We start from the raw sequence: 21,004 nt of genomic DNA on the forward strand, positions 1-21,004 counted from the left end.
CTTGCTCACCGTCTTCCGCAGCAACCGGATCGAATGGCTGGCCGACCTCCTGGCCGCCCAGCTGCGCGTGCGGCCACCGGGCCCGTTTGAGCGGGTGGAGGTGGTGGTGAACACCTGGCCCACCAGCCGCTGGCTGGGGGAGCAGCTGGCCCTGGGGCTGGGCGATCCCGACACCCCCTTCGCCGATGGGGTGGCCGCCCATCTGCGCTTCCCCTTCCCCGGCCAGCACCTGCGGGAGCTGGTGGATCGGCTCCTGGCCGACGACCCCGCCGCCGCCGTTTCGGGCGGTGGGGATCCCTGGCGCGCCAGTGAGCTAGTGTGGCCGCTGCTGGAATTGCTGCCGGCCCTGATCGCCCGGCCGGAGGCCGCGCCGCTGCGCCGCTGGCTGGAGCGACGGGCAGCGCCCCAGGGGGCTGCAGCCGGCCAGACCAACGGCGAACCGGAACTGGATCGGGCCCTCTGGCAGCTGGGCCGGGGGATCGCCGATGCCGTTGACGATTACACCCTCTACCGCCCGGCGATGCTGACGGCCTGGCTGGCCGGCCAGGCGCTCGATGGTGGCGGTCAGCCCCTGCCGGCGGAGCAGCACTGGCAGCCGTTGCTGCTGCGGCAGCTGGCCGATCGCCTGGAGCGGCAGCCCTTCGGGCTGCGGGTGCAGGCCGCCATCACCCGTTTGCGTCGAGCCGCCGCCGGGGGCATGCCGCTGGCCTGTGCCCTGCCCGATCCTCTGCGTCTGTTCGGCCTGAGCAGCATGGCGCCGCTGCAGGTGGAGCTGCTCCAGGCCCTCTCCGGCCTGGTGGAGGTGGAGATCTACCTGCTCACCCCTTGCCGGGAGCTCTGGCGCCGCCGCGACCAGGCCACCGGTGCGCCCCTGGGGGAGGCATGGCTGCTGGAGGTGCCGCGGCTGGAGGCACGCTTCGGTCGGCTGGGGGCCGAGTTCCAGCAGCTGCTGGAGGGTACCGGCGTGGCCCAGCTCGGCCAGTGGCAGGAGCGCGATCTGTTCCTGGGCGCCGCCACGGCCGCCGAGGGCAGCGGCCGCAACCCCAGCCTGCTGGAGCAGCTGCAGGAGCAGCTGGTGGATCCGGCCCAGCGCCCCGGGCTGGAGCTGCGGCCTGGCGATCAGTCGTTGGAGTTCCTGGCCTGCCCGGGGCGCTTGCGCGAGGTGCAGATCGTGCGCGACCGGGTGCTGCAGCTGTTGGCCGACGACCCCAGCCTCGCTCCCCGCGACGTGCTGGTGATGACGCCCCAGGTGGATGCCTTCGCGCCCCTGGTGGCGGCCGTGTTCGCCGATGGTGGTGCCACCGGCGTGGCCCTGCCCTGGCGGCTCACCGACCGCAGCCAGCAGAGCGATCCCGGCATCGCCCAGGCCCTGCTGGCCCTGCTGGAGCTGGGCGGCGAGCGGCTCACCGCCTCCGCCCTGGAGGGGCTGCTGGCCTGCGGCCCACTGCTGATCCGCCATGGCATCGACCCCGACGAAGCGGGCGCGATCACGGCCCTGCTGCAGCGGGCGGGCTTCCGCTGGGGCCTCGACGCCGGCGCCCGCGAAGGCGACCGCAACCACAGCCTGAGCTGGGCGATCGACCGGCTGCTGCTGGGGCTCGTGCTGCCGGAGCAGCCCGGCCTGGCACCGGGTGCCACCGCCCCCCTGGCGATGGGATCCAGCCTGGAGCAGCAGACACGCTGGCTGGGGCTGCTGCAGGGGCTGCGGCATGCCCTCAGGCAACTGGCCCAGCCGCGCACCCCGGCCGCCTGGGGGCCAGTGCTGCGGCAGCTGCTGAGCGACCTGTTCGCAGGCGGCGGCGAGCGGGCCTGGGAGCTGCCGCCGATCCACACCGCCGTGGCCGACTGGCTCGCGGTGGCCGGCAGCAGCTCCCTGACGGTTCCGGCAGCGGTGCTGGCGGAGGTGCTGGGCGAACGGCTGGCCGCTGACAGCGGCCGCTTCGGGCACCGCTCCGGCGCCCTCACGATCAGCGGCCTGGAGCCGATGCGGGCCATCCCCCACCGGGTGATCGTGCTGATGGGGCTCGACGGCGGCGCCTTCCCGCGACAACGCGAGCGCCCCGGGTTCCACCTGCTGGAGCACCAGCGCCAGCTGGGGGATCCCAGCCCCGCCGATCAGGACCGCTACGTGCTGCTGGAGAGCCTGCTCTCCGCCCGCCAGCACCTGCTGATCACCTGGAGCAGCCGCGACAGCCGCAACGGTGAGCAGCTGATGCCCTGCACGCCCGTGCGCCAATGGCTGACGCTGCTGGAGCAGGAGCTGGGCCAGCCGGCCATGGCCCGGCTCCTGCGCGAGCCGGCCGCCAATCCGCTGGAGCGGCGCAACTTCCTGCCGGAGGGAGAATGGCCGCCGATCTGCAGCGACCGGCGCCTGCTGCAGGCCCGCCAGCTACTGGAGCGGAGCCGGCCCGTGCCGCCCACCCCCCTGGCGGCCACATCAGCCCCGCTCAGCGGCACACCCGAGACCGGCCATGGCGACCTGCTGGCCTGGCTGCAGGCCCCCCAGCAGCGCTGGCTGGAGAGCCTGGGCCTGCGACCGAAGGAATGGGACCAGCAGGTGCTGGACCTCGAGCCCCTGAGCCTGACGGAGCGGGAGCGGGCCCGGCTGCTGCGGGCGTCGATGATCCCCCAGGAGCAGATCCCAGCCGGCAGCAGCCCCGACTGGCAGGCGGAGCAGCGGGGCCGCGGCACCCTGCCGGCGGGAGCTGCCGGGGTGATCGAAGCGCAGCAGCTGAGCCAGCGCTGGGACTCCCTGCAGGCGGTGCTGACCGAGCTGGGCGAGCAGCGCCAGGCCGAGGCCGCTGCGGCCGGACTGGTGGCGGGGCTCAGCTGGCGGGGGGAGCACCTGGTGCTGGCCCACACCGCCAGGGCGCAGCCGGCCCAGTGGCTGGAGCTGTGGCTGGCCCTGCTGCTGGCCTGCGCGGCGGGGCAACAGCCCGGCAGCGCCGTGCTGGTGGGCCGCGACAACCACCGGTTCCGGAAGCTCGGCTGCCTCGCCCCGCTGCCGGCCAGCGCAGCCCTGGCCCAGCTGGAACAGCTGCGGGAGCTGCGGGAGCAGCACCGCGCCAGCTGCTGGCCGGTGCCGCCGCGCACGGGCTGGGCCTGGGCGGAGGCGGAGCTGGGCAGAGCCGGCAGCGGCCTGAAGGCCGCCCGCGGCGCCTGGGAGGGGGGCTTCGCCGGAGCGGGCGAGCGGGAGCAGGAGGTGATGGCCCTCTGTTTCGGCGCCGCGCTCACGGCCATCGCGCTGGTGGAGGAGCGCTTCTGCTGCGCGGCCCTGGCGCTGCTGCAGCCGCTGCTGGAGCGCCGCAGCGTGGAGAATGGCCGGGGCCGATGAGCCCACCGGTGCTTGATTTCGAGGCCAACAGCTTCCCCCTCGAGCCGGGGGTGCAGCTGCTGGAGGCCAGCGCCGGCACCGGCAAGACCTTCGCCCTGGCCCATCTGGTGCTGCGGCTGGTGACCCGCCCGCTCGACCCCCTGCCCCTGGAGCGGCTGCTGGTGGTGACCTTCACCGAGGCCGCCGCGGCCGAACTGCGCGACCGCATCGCCCTGCGGCTGCAGGCGGCCCTGGCCACGCTGGAAACCGACGCCGTGGCAACGGATGCCGTGCTGGCCGCCTGGCGCGCAGCCCAGCCGGACGCGCCGGTGGCCCTGGAGCGGCTGCGGGGGCTGCTGCTGCTGGCCCTGGAGGCCCTCGATCGCACCGACATCACCACCATCCACGGCTTCTGCCGCCGCACCCTGCAGCGCCAGGCCCTGGAGGCCGGCCTGGGTCCGGCCCTGGAGCTGGAACACGACGAGGGCGAACGGGCTGCCCAGGTGATTCACGACTACTGGCAGCAGCACCTGCTCAGCCTGCCGCCGGATCTGCTGGCGGGCCTGCAGCAGCAGGGTCTGTCGCCGGAGCGGCTGCAGCGGCTGCTGGAGCGGCTCGATGGCGATCCGGCCCTGGAGCTCGATCCCCTGCCGGCCGAGATCCAGGCCAGCGAGCCCCTGGCGGCGCAGCTGCCGGGGCTGTGGCGGAAGCGCTGGCAGGCCTTCGCCGCCCTCTGGGCCGAGCGGGGTGAGGCCTTGGAGCGGGCCTTCTGCGCGGCCGCCACCGACCTGCGCTCCCGCGGCGCCAGCGACACCAAGCCCTACGCCCCCAGGCCCACAAGCAACCGGGTGGCGAAGCTGGACGCCTGGATCAGCGCCGTCAGCCAGGACGGTGCCATTCCCAGCTACGCCGCAGTGCTGGAGCAGGCGCTGTTGCGCGACTACTTCCACCCCGGCCCCTTCACCAAGTTGGCTGCCGGCTTTGACGGCGAGTCCATGCCGGGGTCGGAGGTGACCCTGCCGGAGCGGCCGCTGCTGGAGGCGATCGCCGCCCTGGTGGACGGCCCGCTGGAACTGGTGGTGAGCCATGCCCTGCACCACGGCCGCCGGGAACTGGCCCAGCGCCGCGCCAGCAGGGGACGGCTGGGCTTCGGCGATCTGTTGGCGGCGCTCGATCCCGGCCCCGACGGCGATCGCCACCAGTCCCTGCTGGCAGCGGTGGCCAGCCGCTACCGGGTGGCCCTGATCGATGAATTTCAGGACACCGATCCGATCCAGTGGCGGATCCTGCAACGGGCCTTCGTGGCCGCCGCGGGGGAACCGGCCCGCCATCTGCTGGTGATGGTGGGAGACCCCAAGCAGGCCATCTATCGCTTTCGCGGCGGTGAACTGGCCACCTACCGCCTGGCACGCAAGCGGGCCGATGGCATCCACGGCCTGCGCGAGAACCGCCGCTCCGCCGCCGCCCTGGTGCAGGCCCTCAATGGGCTGATGACAGCGGGGCTGGTGCGCTCCCAGCTGGATGTGCCGCCGGTGCAGGCGCGGGCGGAGAAGGGCGAGCTGCTGCTGGAGCCCGGCGAGTCGCCGCTGCAGCTGCTGCCCCTGGACGACGACGACCGCCAGCCCCAGCAAGTGGCCGGCCTCTGCCTGCAGCTGCTCAGGCGGCGGCTGCGCCTGAGCGCGCCCCGGCCCGATGGCAGCCGGCAGGAGCGGCTGCTCAGCCCCGGGGATCTCTGCGTGCTGGTGGGCACCCACCGCCAGGCCGAGCTGCTGCGCCACGCCCTCGAGCAACGGGGGTTGCCCAGCAGGCTGGTGAGCCGCGGTGATGTGTTCGCCAGCGAGGCGGCCACCGCCCTGCAACGGCTGCTCGATGCCCTCGCCGATCCGGGCCACCCGGGCCGCCTGCGGCTGCTGGCGGCCTCGCCGCTGCTGGGCTGGAGCGCCGAGCAGCTCGGCTCGACACCGGAGGCGGCCTGGGAGCAGCTGGCCGACCAGCTGGCCCAGCTGGCCCAGCGGCTGGAGCGCGATGGCCTGCTGGCCTGTCTGGGGGAGCTGCTCAGCACCGAGGGGCTGGCGCGGTTGTCGCTGGGGGGGCGGCTGCTGGCCGACCTGCAGCAGGCCGCCGAACTGCTGCAGGAGCGCATGCACCAGCTGGGGCTGGGGGCCGCGGCCGCGGCCGACTGGCTGCGCCGCATCCGCCTCGATCCCGATCGGCGCGTGCCCGAGGAACACCAGCTCCACAGCACCGCCGCCGATGCCGCCATCGCCGTGGTCACCGTGCACCGCAGCAAGGGTCTGGAGTATCCGGTGGTGATCTGCCCGTTTCTGTGGCGGGCCCCCGCGGCCCCCACCAGCAACGCCAGCGAACTGGGGCGGCGCTGGCTGCCGCCCGGGGCCACGGCCCCCCACCTCGACCTGCACCGCTCCCCCCACTGGGGCAGAGGCCGCCGCGCCGCCCGCGCCGACCTGGCCGCCGCCGAGCAGGAAGCGGAGCGCCTGGCCTACGTGGCCGCCACCCGGGCCCGTCACCTGCTGGTGCTGGGCTGGCGGGAGCAGGCCCGCCATGGCGCCAATCCCCTCGCTCCCTGGCTGCTGGCGGAGGATGGCCTGCGGGGCGAGCCGGAGCTGCCGCTGCACAGGCTCGAGCCGGCCGGCCTGCCCGGCGCCGGCGAACGCTGGCTGCCGCCGGCGCCGGAGGGAGAGCTGCAGGCCGGCCCCCTTCCCCGTCACCGCCTCGACAACAGCTGGGGCCGCAGCAGCTACTCGAGCTGGGCCCATGGCGGCAGCAGCCTGGCGCCGGCAGCCCGGGAGGAGGGGCGCGACACCAGCGATGGTTCCGCTGATGGCCCAGCGACTGACCCGGCCGCGTGGGAACGCCGGGGACCGTTGGCCGATTTCCCCCGCGGCGCCGGCCCCGGTGAGGCCCTGCACAGGATTCTTGAGCAGCTCGACTACAGCCACAGCCCCGCAACGCCGCAAGCTCTGGCCCTGATCCGCCAGGAGCTGGAGCGGGCCGGGCTCGCCGCAGAGCTGGCCCAACCCCTGGCGGGCGCGCTGGAGCGGCTGCGCCTCACCCCCTTCGGCGGCGCCCTGGGTGGCTTCCGGCTGGCCGGGCTGGCGCCAGCGCAACGGCTCAACGAGATGCACTTCGACCTGCCCCTGGCGGTTCCCCGCCAGCCGGGCAATCCGCCGGCGCCGGCGGCCCAACTGCGGCGGGTGCGCAGCGCCACCCTGGCTCGCTGCTTCCGCGATCATCCGGGCGGCCTCTTCGATCGGCCCTACGCCAGCCGGCTGGAGAGTCTCGAGATCGCCAGCCGCGGCTTTCTCACCGGCTCCATCGACCTGGTGTTCCGCCAGGACGGCCGCTGGTGGGTACTCGACTGGAAGAGCAACTGGCTGGGGGAGCGCGACGCCAGCGGGGCAACCCTGGCCTGCGGCCCGGCCCACTACGGTCTGGCCGCAATGGCGGAGCTGATGGCGGTCAGCCACTACCCCCTGCAGGCCCACCTCTATCTGGTGGCCCTGCACCGCTACCTGCACTGGCGCCTGCCCGGCTATACCCCCGAACGCCACCTGGGCGGCTACGCCTATGTGTTTCTACGCGGTGTGCCCGGCGCCACAGCCCGGGCCGAAACCCTGGCCGACGAGGGGGGGGTGGTGCCGGGGATGCTGGTGGAGCGGCCGCCGCTGGCACGGCTGCTGGCCCTCGATGGGCTGCTGCGCGAGGGCGCCCCATGAGACCGTCGATCCCGGCTGCGCCGGCCGCCGGCATCCTCGCCAGTGCCCTGGCCGAGGCCCTGCCGCGCCTCTGCGGGGCCGGCGCCCCGGTGGATCCGCTGCTCCTGGCCGTGATCGCCGCCCTCGGGGCAGCCCTGGAGGCCGGGGCCCTGGAGCTGGATCTCGCCGCTGAAGCGCCGGAGGGTCTCGATCCCAAGGGCTGGCCCGAGGCCTACCGCGAGGCCCTGGAGCACTCCCCCCTGGCGGTGCGGGCCAGCGCCCTCGAGCAGGCCCCCGAGGCGCCACTGGTGCTGGTGGGGAATCGGCTGCGCTGGCGCCGCTGGCACCTGCAGCTGGAGCACACCCTCACACAGCTGGTGCAGCGGGCCCACAACCCGCTGCCGGAGGCACCGCAACCCGCCGCGCTGGACGCGGCCCGCCAGCAGGCGGCGGCCGCTGGGCTCGACGCGCGCCAGCAACAGGCGGTGGTGGTAGCCCTCAGCCAACGGCTGCTGCTGCTCAGCGGCGGCCCTGGCACCGGCAAAACCAGCACCGTGGTGCAGCTGCTCGCCGCCCTGCTGCGGCACCGGCCAGGGCTGCGTGTGCAGCTGGCGGCTCCCACCGGCAAGGCGGCGGCACGGCTGCGGGAGGCGATCGAGCGGGATGGCCGCCGGTTCAGCGCAACGCTGGCCGAGCCGCTGCTGACGGCCCCATGCTCCACCCTGCATCGCCTGCTGGAGAGCAGCGGCGAGCGCTTCGCGCGCCATGCCCAGCGCCCCCTGGAGCTGGATCTGCTGGTGGTGGATGAGCTGTCGATGGTGGATCTTCCCCTGATGGCGGCCCTGCTCGAGGCCCTGCCACCGGCCTGCCGGCTGGTGCTGGTAGGGGATCCCGCCCAGCTGCCGCCGGTGGGGCCAGGGCCGGTGCTGCAGGAGCTGGTGCAGCCGCCTTGGTTGGAGCAGCTGGGGTCGGCCGCCGTGGAACTGGGCACCACCTACCGCAATGCCGGCGCAATCGCCGCGGTGGCCGCCGATCTGCGCCTGGCCGGCCCCCGCCCCCTGCAGCTGCTCGCGTCCCGCCTGCAGGGCCTGGACCCGGGCGACAACCTGCGCTGGAGGCAGGCACCGTCGCGCCAGCCCCCGGCGGACACCATCACCGCCCTGCGCCAGCACCAGAAGCGATTGGCCGCTCTGGCGGAGGGCGTGAGCTGGCTGGCTGGGGAGGCGCAGGCGGAGGACGCCTGGGGGCCGCTGCTCAGTGAGCTGGAAGGCTGCGTGGCGCTCACCCCGCTACGCCAGGGGCCCTGGGGCGTACAGGGCCTGCACCAGCAGCTGCTGGGGGAGGCCGCCGGCCGCCCCATCGCCCACTGGCCCCTCGGCACGCCCGTGCTGAACCAGCGCAACCTGCCCGAGCAGGGTCTGGCCAACGGCGATGTGGGCGTGCTGGTGGGCAGCGGCAGCGAGCGACGGGTGCTGTTCGCCGGTGGCCGCCTGCTGCATCCGGCCCGGCTGGGGCAGGCCGAACCGGCCCTGGCCCTCACGGTGCACAAGTCGCAGGGGAGCCAGTACGGCACGGTGTGGTTGCTGCTGCCGCCTGGCCGTGACTGGGACGCCCGCCTGCTCTACACCGGGCTCACCCGCGCCCGCGAGCAGGCGTGGCTGATCACCCCGGGCTGAGGCTGGCCAGCGCATGGATTCCCCTTCCACCCAACCTCCACGGCAGCCCCTGCCCCGGCCCAATCCGTGCGCGCCGCGGGTGCATCGCCCCTGGGGGTGGTTTGAAACTCTCGGTCGGGGCAACGGCTACCTGCTCAAGCGGCTCTGCATCGGCGCCGGCCTGCGGATCAGCCGGCAGCGCCACCACCAGCGCTGCGAGCACTGGGTGGTGGTGGAGGGCGAGGGCTGGCTGGAGTGCAACGGGGAGCAGGTGGAGGCCAGGGCGGGCACCACGCTGTTCATCCCGGTGGGTGCGATTCACCGGGCCAGCGCCACCCGCGGCGACCTGGTGATCATCGAAGTACAGCGCGGCAACCTGCTCAGCGAGGACGACATCGAACGGCTGGCCGATGACTTCGGGCGCGGACCGGGGCAGTGCGGGAACGGCTGATAAGATTTTCACCAGCTCTCCATTGGGCCGCCGCGATTCACGGACGGCCAGACAACGGCAAGGCAGACAGAAGGCAGAAAGTTTCGCGGGGCTTCAACGGGCTCCTCTGGGTAGCTGCCGGATCTGCATTGAAGGACTCACCAGCCCCCAGGCGCTGGGATCCGGGCTGCACGCATCACCCGAGGACCCCCTTTTTGACTTCCCTGATCGAACCCACCAACGGTGGTGGTCTCAACGACCCCACCGAAACCCTGCCCCAGCCCAGTGGCTTCGCCCACTTCGGCTTCGCCACCGAACTGCTCGACGCCCTCACGGCGATCGGCTACACGGAACCCTCCCCGATCCAGAAGGCGGCCATTCCCGAGCTGCTGCTTGGCCGCGACCTGGTGGGCCAGGCCCAGACCGGCACCGGCAAGACGGCGGCCTTCGCCCTGCCGATGCTGGCCCGCCTTGATCCCGAGCAGCGCACACCCCAGGTGCTGGTGCTGACCCCCACCCGGGAGCTGGCCCTGCAGGTGGCCGCGTCCTTCAACAGCTACGCCGCCCAGCTGCCGCAGGTGCGCACCGTGGCCATCTACGGCGGCGCCGACTTCCGCGACCAGATCCACCAGCTCAGGCGCGGCGTCCAGATCGTGGTGGGCACCCCCGGCCGGGTGATGGACCACATGCGCCAGGGCACCCTCGACCTCTCCAGCCTGCGGGCCCTGGTGCTCGACGAAGCCGACGAGATGCTGCGCATGGGCTTCATCGACGACGTGGAGTGGGTGCTGGGACAACTGCCCGAGCAGCGCCAGGTGGTGCTGTTCTCGGCCACCATGCCGGCCGAGATCCGCCGGATCTCCCAGCAGTACCTGAACAGCCCGGCGGAGGTCACGATCCGCACCAAGGCCGCTGACGCGGGGCGCATCCGTCAGCGCTACCTCACCGTTCCCGCCCCCCACAAGCTGGCCGCCCTGGAGCGGGTGCTGGAGAGCGAAGGCGGCGAGGGGGTGATCATCTTCGCCCGCACCAAGGCGATCACCCTCACCGTGGCCGAATCCCTCGAGGCCGATGGCTACGACGTGGCCGTGCTCAACGGCGATGTGCCCCAGGCCCAGCGGGAGCGCACGATCGAGCGCCTCAAGAGCGGCCAGGTGGACGTGCTGGTGGCCACCGATGTGGCGGCCCGCGGCCTGGATGTGGACCGCATCGGCCTGGTGATCAACTACGACATCCCCTTTGACGGCGAGGCCTACGTGCACCGCATCGGCCGCACCGGCCGGGCGGGGCGCAGCGGTGAAGCCATCCTCTTCCTCACCCCCCGGGAGCGCCGCTTCCTGGGCGGGCTGGAGCGGGCGGCGGGTAAGCCGATCGAGCCCATGGAGGTGCCGAGCAACGCCACCATCAACCAGCACCGCCTCGACCGCCTGCGCCAACGCCTCACCGCTGCCCTCAACGAGAGCAGCTGCCGTGAGGAAGAGCGGGCTCTGCTCAGCGAGATTCTGCAGCGGGTGGCCCAGGAGCAGACCTGCAGCCCCGAGCGCCTGGCACTGGCGGCCCTGGAACTGAGCCTGACCGGCAAGCCCCTGCTGCTGCAGGGCAACGACGACTTCACCACCGTGCGGCCCCAAGGCCCCGGCCGTGAGGGCCATGGACGCGAAAGCAGTGGCCGGGATCGCGGCCGGGAGCCCCGCCGTGCCGACCGCGGCGAGCGGCCCCAGGGTCCCCCTGAAGACAACATGGAGCGCTTCCGTGTGGAGCTGGGCTGGCGGGACCGGATCAAGCCGGGAAACCTGGTGGGTGCGATCGCCAATGAAACCGGCCTCAACGGCAAGTCGATCGGCCGCATCCAGATCTTCGACGCCCACAGCACGGTGGACCTGCCCCGGGGCATGCCCGAGGAGGTGTTTCAGACCCTGCGGGACCTGCGGGTGCTGAGCAAGCCGCTGCAGATCAGCCGGCTCAAGAGCTGAGACCGGTGACATCACCGAGGGACACCGACGTGATGTCACCGGTGCTCATCGATTCCAGCGCCGCGATCAGGGAGCACTGAACGTCCAGCGCCTCCGTCTGCACCAGGCTCTGCAGCAGGTCGAAGCGATCCTGCGGAGCCAGTTCTCCATCCTCGCTCCAGGCGAGGCTCCAGGGGGCAGGGGCCGTCATCACAGGGTTGGCGGGTGGCGGTGACCGGGCTGGGTGGCGCGGGAGCAGTGAGATCAGCATTCGCTGACAGAGGAAGCGTAGCCGGGTTCCACCGCTTTCGTCCCGAACTGTCGTCCTGGGCACTTCATGGATCGCCACAAACCGCCCCATCCCGACGTAGGATTTGGGGCGATTCCATGGCGTTCAGGCTCCCTGAGGCACGCCCAGGTTCATCTGCCCATCAGGTCCAACTGGCGATCAGGTTTCCTGATCCTCAGTCCATCTGTTTCACAGGTCCATCTGGTCATCCCTCAGAACCCCGGCATCAGAAGAATCCCCAACGACCAGTTCCAGGTTCTGCTTCATTAATGACCATTTACGTGGGCAATCTCTCGTTCCAGGCCGAACGGGAAGACCTTGTCGATCTCTTCGCGCAGTACGGCGAGGTGCGTCAGTGCAGCCTCCCGCTTGATCGCGAAACCGGCCGCAAGCGTGGCTTCGCATTCGTTGAACTCGCCCAGGAGGCCGACGAACAGAAAGCCATCGACGACCTCCAGGATGTGGAGTGGATGGGCCGCATGATCCGTGTCAACAAAGCCACCCCCCGCGAAGGCGGCGGTGGTGGCGGCGGTGGCGGCGGTGGACGCGGCGGCAACCGCAGTGGCGGCGGCGGCGGCGGCGGCGGCGGCGGCGGCTACGGAGGTGGTGGCGGCGGCGGCGACAAGCGCTGGTGATCGCTGCGCAGCCCCGCTGCGTCCGCTCTCAACCGAGCCCCCCGGCGGAGCCCAGCTCGGTCGGGGGGTTTCTTTCGCCGCTTCAGTGGCGGTGTCGCTGCGCGAAGCTTGCCCATTGATCAACTGCCCATGGTGCCCGCCCTGCAGCGGAATCCCCTCCCGGCCAACGGCCTCACCCGCCTGCTAACCACCCTGCGGCCCCATCGCCGCCTGGTGTGGCTGGCCGCTGGCTGCTCGGTGCTCAACAAGCTGTTCGACCTCGCCCCACCGGTGCTCATCGGCCTGGCGGTGGATGTGGTGGTGCAGCAGGACCGCTCCTGGCTGGCGGACCTGGGGTTCAGCACCGTGCCGTCCCAGCTGGGGCTGCTGGCGGTGCTGTCGTTCCTGATCTGGAGCGCCGAGTCGCTGTTCGAATATCTCTACGGCGTGCTCTGGCGCAACCTGGCCCAGACGGTGCAGCACGAGCTGCGGCTGGAGGCCTACGACCACCTGCAGCGGCTCGACATGGCCTTCTTCGAGGCCCGCAGCAGTGGCCGGCTGATGGCCGTGCTCAACGACGACATCAACCAGCTGGAGCGCTTCCTCGACCACGGCGCCAACGAGATCCTGCAGCTGATCACCACCGTGCTGGCGGTGGGCGGCGCCATGGTGATGCTCTCGCCCGGTGTGGCGGGCGTGTCGTTCCTGCCGATCCCGGTGATCCTCTGGGGTTCGCTGCGCTTTCAGAAGCGCCTGGCGCCCCGCTACGCCGCGGTGCGGGAGCAGGCCGGCGATCTGGCCAGCCGACTGAGCACCAACCTGGGCGGCATGCTCACGATCAAGAGCTACGTGGCCGAGCAGCATGAGCTGGGCCGGCTACGGGAGCAGAGCCAGTCCTATCGGGTGGCCAACCGCCGCGCCATCCGCCTCTCGGCCGCCTTCGTGCCGCTGATCCGCTACGCGATTCTGTTCGCCTTCATCGCCATCCTGGTGATCGGCGGCCTGCAGGCCTGGCGGGGCGAGATCGCCACCGGCAGCTACGCCTTTCTGGTGTTCATCACCCAGCGGCTGCTCTGGCCGCTCACCACCCTGGGGCGCACCCTCGACGACTACCAGCGGGCGATGGCCTCCACTGATCGGGTGCTGGATCTGCTCGACACCCCGATCACCATCCCAGGCGGCCACCGGCCACTGCCCCTGGGGCAGGTGAAGGGGGACCTCCGCTTCGAGGGGGTGAGCTTCGGCTACAGCGGCCGGGAGCCCCTGCTGCAGGACTTCAACCTGGTGGTGCCGGCCGGCAGCACCCTGGGCCTGGTGGGCGCCACCGGCTCGGGCAAGAGCACGATCGTGAAGCTGCTGCTGCGGCTCTACGAGATCCAGGCCGGTTGCATCCGCCTCGACGGCTCGCCGATCAGCGAGCTGCGGCTCGACGACCTGCGCCAGGCCATCGGCCTGGTGAGCCAGGAGGTGTTCCTGTTTCACGGCAGCGTGGCCGAGAACATCGCCTACGGCAGCTTCCAGGCGCCGCGGGCAGCGATCGAGCGGGCCGCCCAGCTGGCCGAAGCCGCCGACTTCATCGCCACCCTGCCCCAGGGGTACGACACCGTGGTGGGCGAGCGGGGGCAGCGGCTCAGCGGCGGCCAGCGCCAGCGCATCGCCCTGGCCCGCGCCATCCTCAAGAACCCTCCGGTGCTGATCCTCGATGAGGCCACCGCTGCGGTGGACAACGACACCGAGGCCGCCATCCAGCGCTCTCTGGATCTGATCACAGCTGAGCGCACCACCCTGGTGATCGCCCATCGTTTGTCCACCGTGCGCCATGCCGACCGCATCGTGGTGATGGAACAGGGCCGGATCGTGGAGAGTGGCCGCCATGAGGACCTGATTGACACCGATGGCGCCTATGCCAATCTCTGGCGTGTGCAGGCCGGACTGCGCAGCGGTGAACGGTTGGCCCTATGAGAACCACAAGCCGTCAAAGGCCGCGCGCAGGCAATCCAAGCTCCCCTAGCGTTGATTCCATGAGCCGTGCGCCAGGTCGACAGACGCGCCGGCGCGGGCGGCGAGGCCCGTTGCTGCTGGCCATGGCCCTGGGCCTCGGCGGTGGGCTGCTGCTGTCGATGCCCCTGGCCGAGTGGTTGAGCGACAACCCGCTGCAGGAGAGCCAGCGGATCATCAATCCCTTCGCCTCCTGGAGCCGGGTGGGGGACCAGAACATCCTGCTGCTCGGTACCGATGAGGCAGGCGGCCTCACCGACGTGATCGCCAGCGTGCGCATCGACGGGGGCACCACCAAGGTGACCCAGGTGCCGCGTGACACCTACATCGAACTGGATGGCTACGGGCCCCAGAAGGTGAATGCCCTCTACCCGATCGGGGGGGCGAAGATGGCGAAGCGGGAGCTGTCACAGCGGCTGGGGCGGCCCATCAGCCACTACATGGTGGTGAATCTCAGGGCCATCCGACGCATGGCCGATGCCGTAGGCGGCATCGAGGTGGATGTGCCCAAGCGCATGTACTACGTGGACAACAGCCAGGGCCTCACGATTGACCTGCAGCCCGGCCTGCAGAACCTGCGGGGCCGGGATCTGGAGGGATTCCTGCGCTTCCGCCACGACGAGATGGGCGACATCGGCCGCATCGAGCGCCAGCAGCTCGCCCTCCACGCCCTGTTCCGCAAGCTCACCCGGCCCGACCAATTGGTGCGGCTGCCGATGGTGCTGGCGGCCGTGGGCAAGGACATTCAGACCGACCTGGGGCCGATGGAGCTGGGGGGACTGATCACCGCCATGGGCACCACGGATCTGCAGGTGGAGCGGCTCGACGGATACCCCTTCTATCTCGATGGCATCAGCTACTGGGAGGCCACCTGGCCGAAAGCCTCAGGCCGGGCAGACGACCGTGACGCCGGCCGCTACACCTACTGAGCCATGCCGACAGCCTGAGCCGTTACGACAGCTGTTCTGACGGCAGCACCCGATCCGGCAGCACCCCCAGGTGGTGGAGGCGCCGGCTGGCGTCGCTGGCGCTTGGCTGGGCGTCGCGGGTCGGCCCCCCAGAAGCAGCGATCCAGTCGGCGAGCAGGGGCGCCAGCACCGGCACCTGGGCGAAGGCGCCACTGAAGCCGCTGAACAGCCACAGCCCTGGCGGGGCCACCGGGCCCACCAGGGGCAGACCCCCCGGGCAGAAGCTCACCGGCACCTGACGGAAGCGCCCTGGCCAGCTGGCCAGGTCGGCATCGATGGCGCTCAGCGCCTGCCGCAGGCGCCGCTCCTGGAGGTCGACGTCCGGCGGCTCGCCGGGCTCCAGGCCCGGGCGCAGCAGGCTGATCTGGCCCGCCAGCCAGCCGTCGTCCCAGCTCAGCAGGCCGGGATCCACCGTCCAGGCCTCCTGCCCCAGCTCAGCGGCGCGGGCCTCCAGGGTCAGGCGGCTGAAGCGTGCCGGCAGCCGCAGGCCTCCACCGGCGGGCCCGGGTCCGGGGCGGGGGTCGAGCTCCAGCACCCCGGCCCAGCTCACCCGCAACCGTTGCGGCAACGCCGGCCACAGGGGCCTGCAGCCGGCGCCGGCGGCCAGCACCAGCTGGGGCACCCGGCGCGACGCCCCCTGCTGCAGCCGCAGCAGCCAGCCCCCCTGACCTTCGGAATCTGGCTCCAGCGCCGTCACCCGCCCGGTGCTGAGCCGCACCCCCGCGGCCCGCAGCACCGCGGGCCAGCGGGACACCAGCAGCCGGGCCTGAACCCGGCTGCAGGGCAGGGGCAGGAGGCCGCCCAGGGGGGCGCCCTCGCCAACGGGCCGGAACCAGGCGCGCTGCCAACCCAGGGGGCCATGGCGGCGCTGCAGCTGGCGCCAGCGGCCGGGGCCCCCGCGGATCAGCCAGCCCATGGGCGTGAACGGCGCGGCCCAGGGCGCCATGGCGCCATAGCTCAGGGCGGTGGCACAGGCCGTGGCACTGGCGAAGGCGCCGCCATCGGGGGATCCGGGATCGGGCGACCCGGCATCGATGAGCTCGGTGGCCAGGCCCCGGCCAGCCAGTTCGAGGGCCAGCAGAGCGCCGGCGAGGCCGCCGCCCACAACCACCACATCGGCATCGCCACCCTGATCGGGGCTCACACCAGCAGGGTGAACGAGGTCACCACCTGATGGAAGAGGTCGTTCACCTTGTTCCAGCGGGTCTCGTTGGTGCTGGCGGCGAAGGTGTAGAGACGGCCCCGGTCCACCACCACCGTGGCCAGCTCGTGGCGGTCGCGATCCTGGAGATGCACCGCGTACTCCAGGTCGTAGAAGGTGCGGCCGCCCTCCTGGCGCTCTTCTGCCTGCACCAGTTCGGCTGCCCGACCACTGCCCTCAGGAGCGATCACGTTGCGGCGCAGGCTCTCCCCCACCGCCACGGCACTGCCCAGATTGCTGAGGTCGTTGTCGGGGTTCACCTCCGACACCACCAGGCTGAGGGTTTCATCGCTGTTGATCAGGTCGTGGAACACCACCTGGGGGCCGCCACTCACCTGCACCCGGGTCCAGCCGGTGGGATAGAGGAAGGCGTAGCGGCCATCGGGGCTCTGAAAGCTGTTCAGGCCGGCCGCCGCTGCGCTGCAGCCCACCAGGGACACCGCCAGCAGCACGGCCAGCAGGCCGCGCATCAGGGGCCGGGGGAGCAGCGATCGGGTCGTCGTCATGGCGGGGGCGTCCGGGCGGGGCGGGAGCGGGGGCGATGCGGCCATTCTGCTGGCCGCTCCACCTACATTCCCAGGAGCAGCAGCACGGCCCTGAGCGGCTACACGCGTCCACTGGCCCGGCTGATCGACCAGTTCGAGCGGCTGCCGGGCATCGGGCCGCGCACGGCCCAGCGCCTGGCCCTGCATCTGCTGCGCCAGCCCGAGGAGCAGATCCGCAGCTTCGCTGACGCCCTGTTGGCGGCCCGCAGCCAGGTGGGCCAGTGCCGCCGCTGCTTCCACCTCTCTGCCGAACCGTTCTGCGAGTTCTGCCGCAACCCCCAGCGCCGCACGGGCCAGATCTGCGTGGTGGCCGATTCCCGCGACCTGCTGGCCATGGAGCGCACGCGCGAATACCGGGGCAGTTACCACGTGCTGGGCGGGCTGATCTCGCCGATGGACGGCATCGGGCCGGAGCTGCTGCAGATCCAGCCGCTGGTGCGGCGGGTGGCCGGCCAGGGCGGTGCTGGCCGTCACCAGGAACCGCCGCCAACCGAGCTGACGGGGCCCGAGCCAGCGCTGATCGAGCCGCCGCCGGACCCGGACGTGCACGAGGTGATCCTGGCCCTCACCCCCAGCGTGGAGGGCGACACCACCAGCCTCTACCTGGCTCGCCTGCTGCGGCCGTTCACCCAGGTGAGCCGGATCGCCTACGGCCTGCCGATGGGCAGCGAGCTGGAGTACGCCGATGAGGTGACCCTGGCCCGGGCCTTCGAGGGCCGCCGGCCCGTGGAGTAAGCGCCCCCATGACACCCCCCAGCCGCTACAGCCCCATTCCCCCCGTCGAACGGCTGCCGGAATGGATCCGCTCGCCGATCGGCAACGCCAGTGCGCTGGAGGCCGTGCAGGGGGTGGTGAAGCAGCAGCGCCTGCACACCATCTGCGAGGAGGGACGCTGCCCCAACCGGGGCGAGTGCTATGCCGCCGGCACCGCCACCTTCCTGCTGGGGGGGCCGATCTGCACCCGCAGCTGCGCCTTCTGCCAGGTGGACAAGGGCCAGGCCCCGGTGCCGGTGGACGCGGCCGAGGCCGAGCGGGTGGCCGAGGCGGTGGCGGTGCTGGGCCTGCGCTACGTGGTGCTCACCGCCGTGGCCCGCGACGACCTGGCCGACCACGGCGCCGGCCTGTTCACGGCGACCATGGCGGCGATCCGCCGCCGCAGCCCGGCGGTGGCGATCGAGGTGCTCACCCCCGACTTCTGGGGCGGCCACCGCGATCCGGCGGCGGGGGAGAGGGCCCAGCGCCAGCGGCTGGCGGCGGTACTGGCATCCCGGCCGGTGTGCTTCAACCACAACCTGGAGACGGTGGAGCGGCTGCAGGGTGAGGTGCGCCGGGGAGCCACCTACCGGCGTTCGCTGGCCCTGCTGGCCGCGGCCCGGGAGCTGGCCCCCCAGACCCCCACCAAGAGCGGCCTGATGCTGGGGCTGGGGGAGAGCCACGACGAAGTGCTCGCCACCCTGGCCGATCTGCGCGCCGTGGGCTGTGAGCGGCTCACCCTGGGCCAGTACCTGCGCCCATCCCTCAGCCATCTGCCGGTGGCGCGCTACTGGAGTCCGGAGGAGTTCGATGAGCTGGGCGCCAGGGCCCGGGAGATGGGCTTCGCCCAGGTGCGCAGCGGCCCGCTCGTACGCTCCAGCTACCACGCCGGCGACGAGGGCTAGGCCCCACCATGCAGATCGAGATCGGCGCCTTCGCCAGTTTCAACGTGGCGATCATGGTGCTGGCGGCGGGCAAGCTGCTGCACCGCCGTTTCCGGCCCCTGCGGGAGTTCAACATCCCCGAGCCGGTGGCCAGCGGCCTGCTGGTGAGCCTGCTGCTGGGCGCTGCCTATTACCTGGGCGGCCTGGAGGTGGGCTTCGATCTGGCGGTGCGGGATTTCCTGCTGCTCTATTTCTTCGCCGGCATCGGCCTCAACGCCGACGTGCGCACCCTGCGCACCGGCGGCAAGCCACTGCTGATCCTGCTGGCCGCCACGCTGGTGTACATCGTGGTGCAGAACCTCACCGGCGTGGCCATGGCCAGCCTGCTGGGGCTGGATCCCCTGGTGGGGCTGCTCGCCGGCTCGGTGTCGCTGGTGGGCGGCCACGGCACGGCGATCGCCTGGGGGCCGCGTTTCGCCGATCTCCACGGCGTGCAGAGCGCTGTGGAGATCGGTGCGGCCAGCGCCACCTTCGGGCTGATCCTCTCGGCCCTGATGGGTGGACCGATCGCCAGGATCCTGATCCGTCGCGCTCCGCCGCCGGCGCCGTCGCGCGCTTCTCTGGGCAACTCCCAGAGCGATTCAGATCGCGATTCCCTGCGCGACCCGATGGCGGAAACGGCCCAGCCCGGGCCGCCGATCACCAGCTTCCGGCTGATGGCCACCCTGTTCTGGCTGAACGTGTCGCTGGCCCTCGGCCAGCTGATCTACGCCAGCCTGTCGTATCAGGGACGCAAGCTGCCGCTGTTCGTGTGTGCCCTGTTCGCCGGCATCATCCTCACCAACACCATCCCCCGGCTGGTGCGCATCCCCTGGCCCGCCCACAGCACCGCCCTGTCGGTGGTGTCGGATGCGGCCCTGGGGGTGTTCCTGGCGATGTCGCTGATGAGCCTGCAGCTGTGGACCCTGCAGGGGCTGGGCGGGCCGCTGCTGGTGATCCTGGCGGTGCAGTTCGTGATGGCCTTCGGCTACGCCCTGCTGGTGGTGTTCCGGGTGATGGGCCGTGATTACCAGGCCGCTGTGCTCTGCGCCGGCTTCGGCGGCTTCTCCATGGGGGCCACCCCCACGGCGATGGCCAACATGGCCGCCGTCACCCAGACCTACGGCGCAGCCCAGCGCGCCTTCCTGATCCTGCCCCTGGTGTCGGGCTTCTTCGTGGACATCAGCAACTCGCTGGTGATCCAGCGCTTCATCAACTGGCTGGGCTGAAACCGCCGCTGGCCTGGGTGGGAGTCCGGCCCATCAGGGTGCCTGCACCAGGCCATCACCCCGATCGAGCACATCCACTCCCGGAGCCAGGCCATTCAGAGTGGAGGTGGCGCGCAGGCGGGCGTTGACAGCAGCGGCCGTGACCGGCACTCTCCGGTCCTGGATCGCCTGCCACCAGAGGGCGGCGACGCCGGCCACGTGGGGCGTGGCCATGCTGGTGCCGCTGAGGGCCACCAGACCACCGCCGGTGGCGGCCGACACCACCTCCACCCCAGGAGCGGCCAGCACCGGGTTGGTGTTGGAGAAGGAGGCCACCGTGAGACCGGCCGAGCTCTCGCCCAGGGCACCCACCGAGATCACACCCTGGGCCGCTGCCGGCACCGCCGTGGCGAGTTCGTACTGGGGACGACGGGACTCGTTGCCGCTGGCAGCCACCACCACCATGCCGCCATTGAAGGCAGCCCTGGCTTCGATCATGGCGAGCAGCTGATCGAACATGCGCAGGTTCATCCGGTAGGCCTCGAGGGCAGCACTGGTGGCCGCTTCCGTGGGCCAGCCGAACTGGACCAGACGGGCGGCCATGCCGGGGAAGTCGAACCCCAGCGACATCGAGAGCACCTGCGCGTTGTTGCGGGCGGCCCACTCCATGCCGTTGAACAGCATCTCGGAACTGCCGCCGCCGTCATCGGCCAGCACCTTGCCGATCAGGGCTGTGCTCACCCCCCGGGCCACACCGATGCGCTGGCCGTCTACGTCACGGCCGAAGATCGTGCCGGCGCAGTGGGTGCCATGCCCATTGGGATCGCCGTTGCCCGAGCTGGAGAAGTCCTCCTCGGTGAGGGTCACTCCCGTGAAGGCAGGATGGGTCCGGTCGATGCCGGTGTCGAGCACCGCCACGGTGATGCCGCTGCCGTCGAATGCGGTGCGGTTGGCACCGACGGCGCGCACCCCCCAGGTGTCGCCGGCCACCGCGGTGGTGGCGACGCGGCTGGCGGGTTCCACCAGCCGGATGGGGATGGAACGGGCCACGCTGAGCACATCGGGATCACGGGTCGCCTCGCGCAGATCCTTGGCATCCAGGCTCTCCAGGGCAATCGAGGGCTCGGGAGGCAGATCGGCAAACGGCGTGACGCCGAAACTCTCCAGGCCGGGAAGGCCCCTCGAAGGGACGGAGAAACCACTGGTGCGGCGGCCCTGGTTGAGATCCCTAAGAAGAATGAAGTCCTGTGAAGTACCCATGCGTAAGCACCACAAATCCTGCTGGATAGTCCGGTGCTAGCCATGGTGACAGGACACCGTCAAGCCGAACCCGGGGGCCAACAGCAGGAGGTGATCTGGAGCACACCGATTTGTGAACCAAAGACATATCTCTGTTCAGATTCCCAGCAGAGTCCAGGCCGGTGATCATCCAAGCCAGT

Annotated in this window: 15 protein-coding genes; 11 read left to right on the forward strand and 4 right to left on the reverse strand. The window is 71.7% G+C overall.

The window, feature by feature from the left end; all coding sequences use genetic code 11:
- The first annotated feature begins 1 nt into the window (after window position 1).
- The 5 genes from KBY96_RS00580 (at window position 2) to KBY96_RS00600 (ending at window position 11,087) form a co-directional block, all read left to right on the forward strand.
- Entirely contained in the window at window positions 2–3,334 is a 3,333-nt protein-coding gene (locus KBY96_RS00580; RefSeq protein ID WP_254977266.1) for an exodeoxyribonuclease V subunit gamma, read from the forward strand.
- Entirely contained in the window at window positions 3,331–7,050 is a 3,720-nt protein-coding gene (locus KBY96_RS00585; protein WP_254977267.1) for a UvrD-helicase domain-containing protein, read from the forward strand. The genes KBY96_RS00580 and KBY96_RS00585 overlap by 4 nt, the downstream gene beginning before the upstream one ends.
- A complete protein-coding gene (locus tag KBY96_RS00590; protein ID WP_254977268.1) occupies window positions 7,047–8,705 on the forward strand; it encodes an AAA family ATPase in 1,659 nt (552 codons plus the stop codon). The genes KBY96_RS00585 and KBY96_RS00590 overlap by 4 nt, the downstream gene beginning before the upstream one ends.
- A gap of 13 nt (window positions 8,706–8,718) precedes the next feature.
- Window positions 8,719–9,135, forward strand: coding sequence for a phosphomannose isomerase type II C-terminal cupin domain (locus KBY96_RS00595; protein WP_254977269.1), 417 nt, complete (start codon window positions 8,719–8,721; stop codon window positions 9,133–9,135).
- 203 nt (window positions 9,136–9,338) lie between these two features.
- Window positions 9,339–11,087: a DEAD/DEAH box helicase gene (locus tag KBY96_RS00600; protein WP_254977625.1), complete on the forward strand. Its 1,749-nt coding sequence runs from the start codon at window positions 9,339–9,341 to the stop codon at window positions 11,085–11,087.
- Here the strand turns inward: KBY96_RS00600 and KBY96_RS00605 are convergent.
- Window positions 11,077–11,277, reverse strand: a complete 201-nt coding sequence (locus KBY96_RS00605; RefSeq protein ID WP_254977270.1) for a hypothetical protein — start codon at window positions 11,275–11,277, stop codon at window positions 11,077–11,079. The two genes, KBY96_RS00600 and KBY96_RS00605, sit on opposite strands and share 11 nt — an antisense overlap.
- Before the next feature lie 347 nt (window positions 11,278–11,624).
- Between KBY96_RS00605 and KBY96_RS00610 the strand changes: the two genes are divergently transcribed.
- From KBY96_RS00610 to KBY96_RS00620, 3 genes are all read left to right on the forward strand, one after another.
- Window positions 11,625–11,990 carry an RNA-binding protein gene (locus KBY96_RS00610; protein WP_254977271.1) on the forward strand — a complete coding sequence of 122 codons (366 nt, stop codon included), beginning with the start codon at window positions 11,625–11,627 and terminating at the stop codon, window positions 11,988–11,990.
- Window positions 11,991–12,119: 129 nt separating this feature from the next.
- Window positions 12,120–13,931: an ABC transporter ATP-binding protein gene (locus KBY96_RS00615; RefSeq protein ID WP_254977272.1), complete on the forward strand. Its 1,812-nt coding sequence runs from the start codon at window positions 12,120–12,122 to the stop codon at window positions 13,929–13,931.
- Window positions 13,932–13,990: 59 nt separating this feature from the next.
- Window positions 13,991–14,896 carry an LCP family protein gene (locus KBY96_RS00620; RefSeq protein WP_254977273.1) on the forward strand — a complete coding sequence of 302 codons (906 nt, stop codon included), beginning with the start codon at window positions 13,991–13,993 and terminating at the stop codon, window positions 14,894–14,896.
- A gap of 22 nt (window positions 14,897–14,918) precedes the next feature.
- Here the strand turns inward: KBY96_RS00620 and KBY96_RS00625 are convergent, their stop codons facing one another.
- Complete coding sequence (locus KBY96_RS00625; protein ID WP_254977274.1) at window positions 14,919–16,079, reverse strand: FAD-dependent oxidoreductase; 1,161 nt, start codon at window positions 16,077–16,079, stop codon at window positions 14,919–14,921.
- The gene (gene psbP / locus KBY96_RS00630; RefSeq protein WP_254977275.1) at window positions 16,076–16,642 is read right to left on the reverse strand and encodes a photosystem II reaction center PsbP; all 567 of its coding nucleotides are present in this window, start codon (window positions 16,640–16,642) and stop codon (window positions 16,076–16,078) included. The genes KBY96_RS00625 and psbP overlap by 4 nt, the downstream gene beginning before the upstream one ends.
- A gap of 111 nt (window positions 16,643–16,753) precedes the next feature.
- On the opposite strand from psbP, the gene KBY96_RS00635 reads away from it, so the two are divergent.
- Genes KBY96_RS00635 through gltS form a run of 3 tightly spaced genes read left to right on the forward strand, consistent with a single transcriptional unit; the run spans window position 16,754 to window position 19,586 of the window.
- A complete protein-coding gene (locus KBY96_RS00635; RefSeq protein WP_254977626.1) occupies window positions 16,754–17,416 on the forward strand; it encodes a recombination mediator RecR in 663 nt (220 codons plus the stop codon).
- Window positions 17,417–17,424: 8 nt separating this feature from the next.
- Window positions 17,425–18,339: a lipoyl synthase gene (gene lipA, locus KBY96_RS00640; RefSeq protein ID WP_254977276.1), complete on the forward strand. Its 915-nt coding sequence runs from the start codon at window positions 17,425–17,427 to the stop codon at window positions 18,337–18,339.
- Window positions 18,340–18,347: 8 nt separating this feature from the next.
- Window positions 18,348–19,586 carry a sodium/glutamate symporter gene (gene gltS / locus KBY96_RS00645; protein ID WP_254977277.1) on the forward strand — a complete coding sequence of 413 codons (1,239 nt, stop codon included), beginning with the start codon at window positions 18,348–18,350 and terminating at the stop codon, window positions 19,584–19,586.
- Between the two features lie 33 nt (window positions 19,587–19,619).
- On the opposite strand, the gene KBY96_RS00650 is transcribed toward gltS, so the two are convergent.
- Window positions 19,620–20,825: a S8 family serine peptidase gene (locus KBY96_RS00650; RefSeq protein WP_254977278.1), complete on the reverse strand. Its 1,206-nt coding sequence runs from the start codon at window positions 20,823–20,825 to the stop codon at window positions 19,620–19,622.
- Between the last annotated feature and the right edge of the window lie 179 nt (window positions 20,826–21,004).

It is taken from the genome of Cyanobium sp. ATX 6A2, from assembly GCF_024346355.1.
GTDB lineage: Bacteria > Cyanobacteriota > Cyanobacteriia > PCC-6307 > Cyanobiaceae > NIES-981.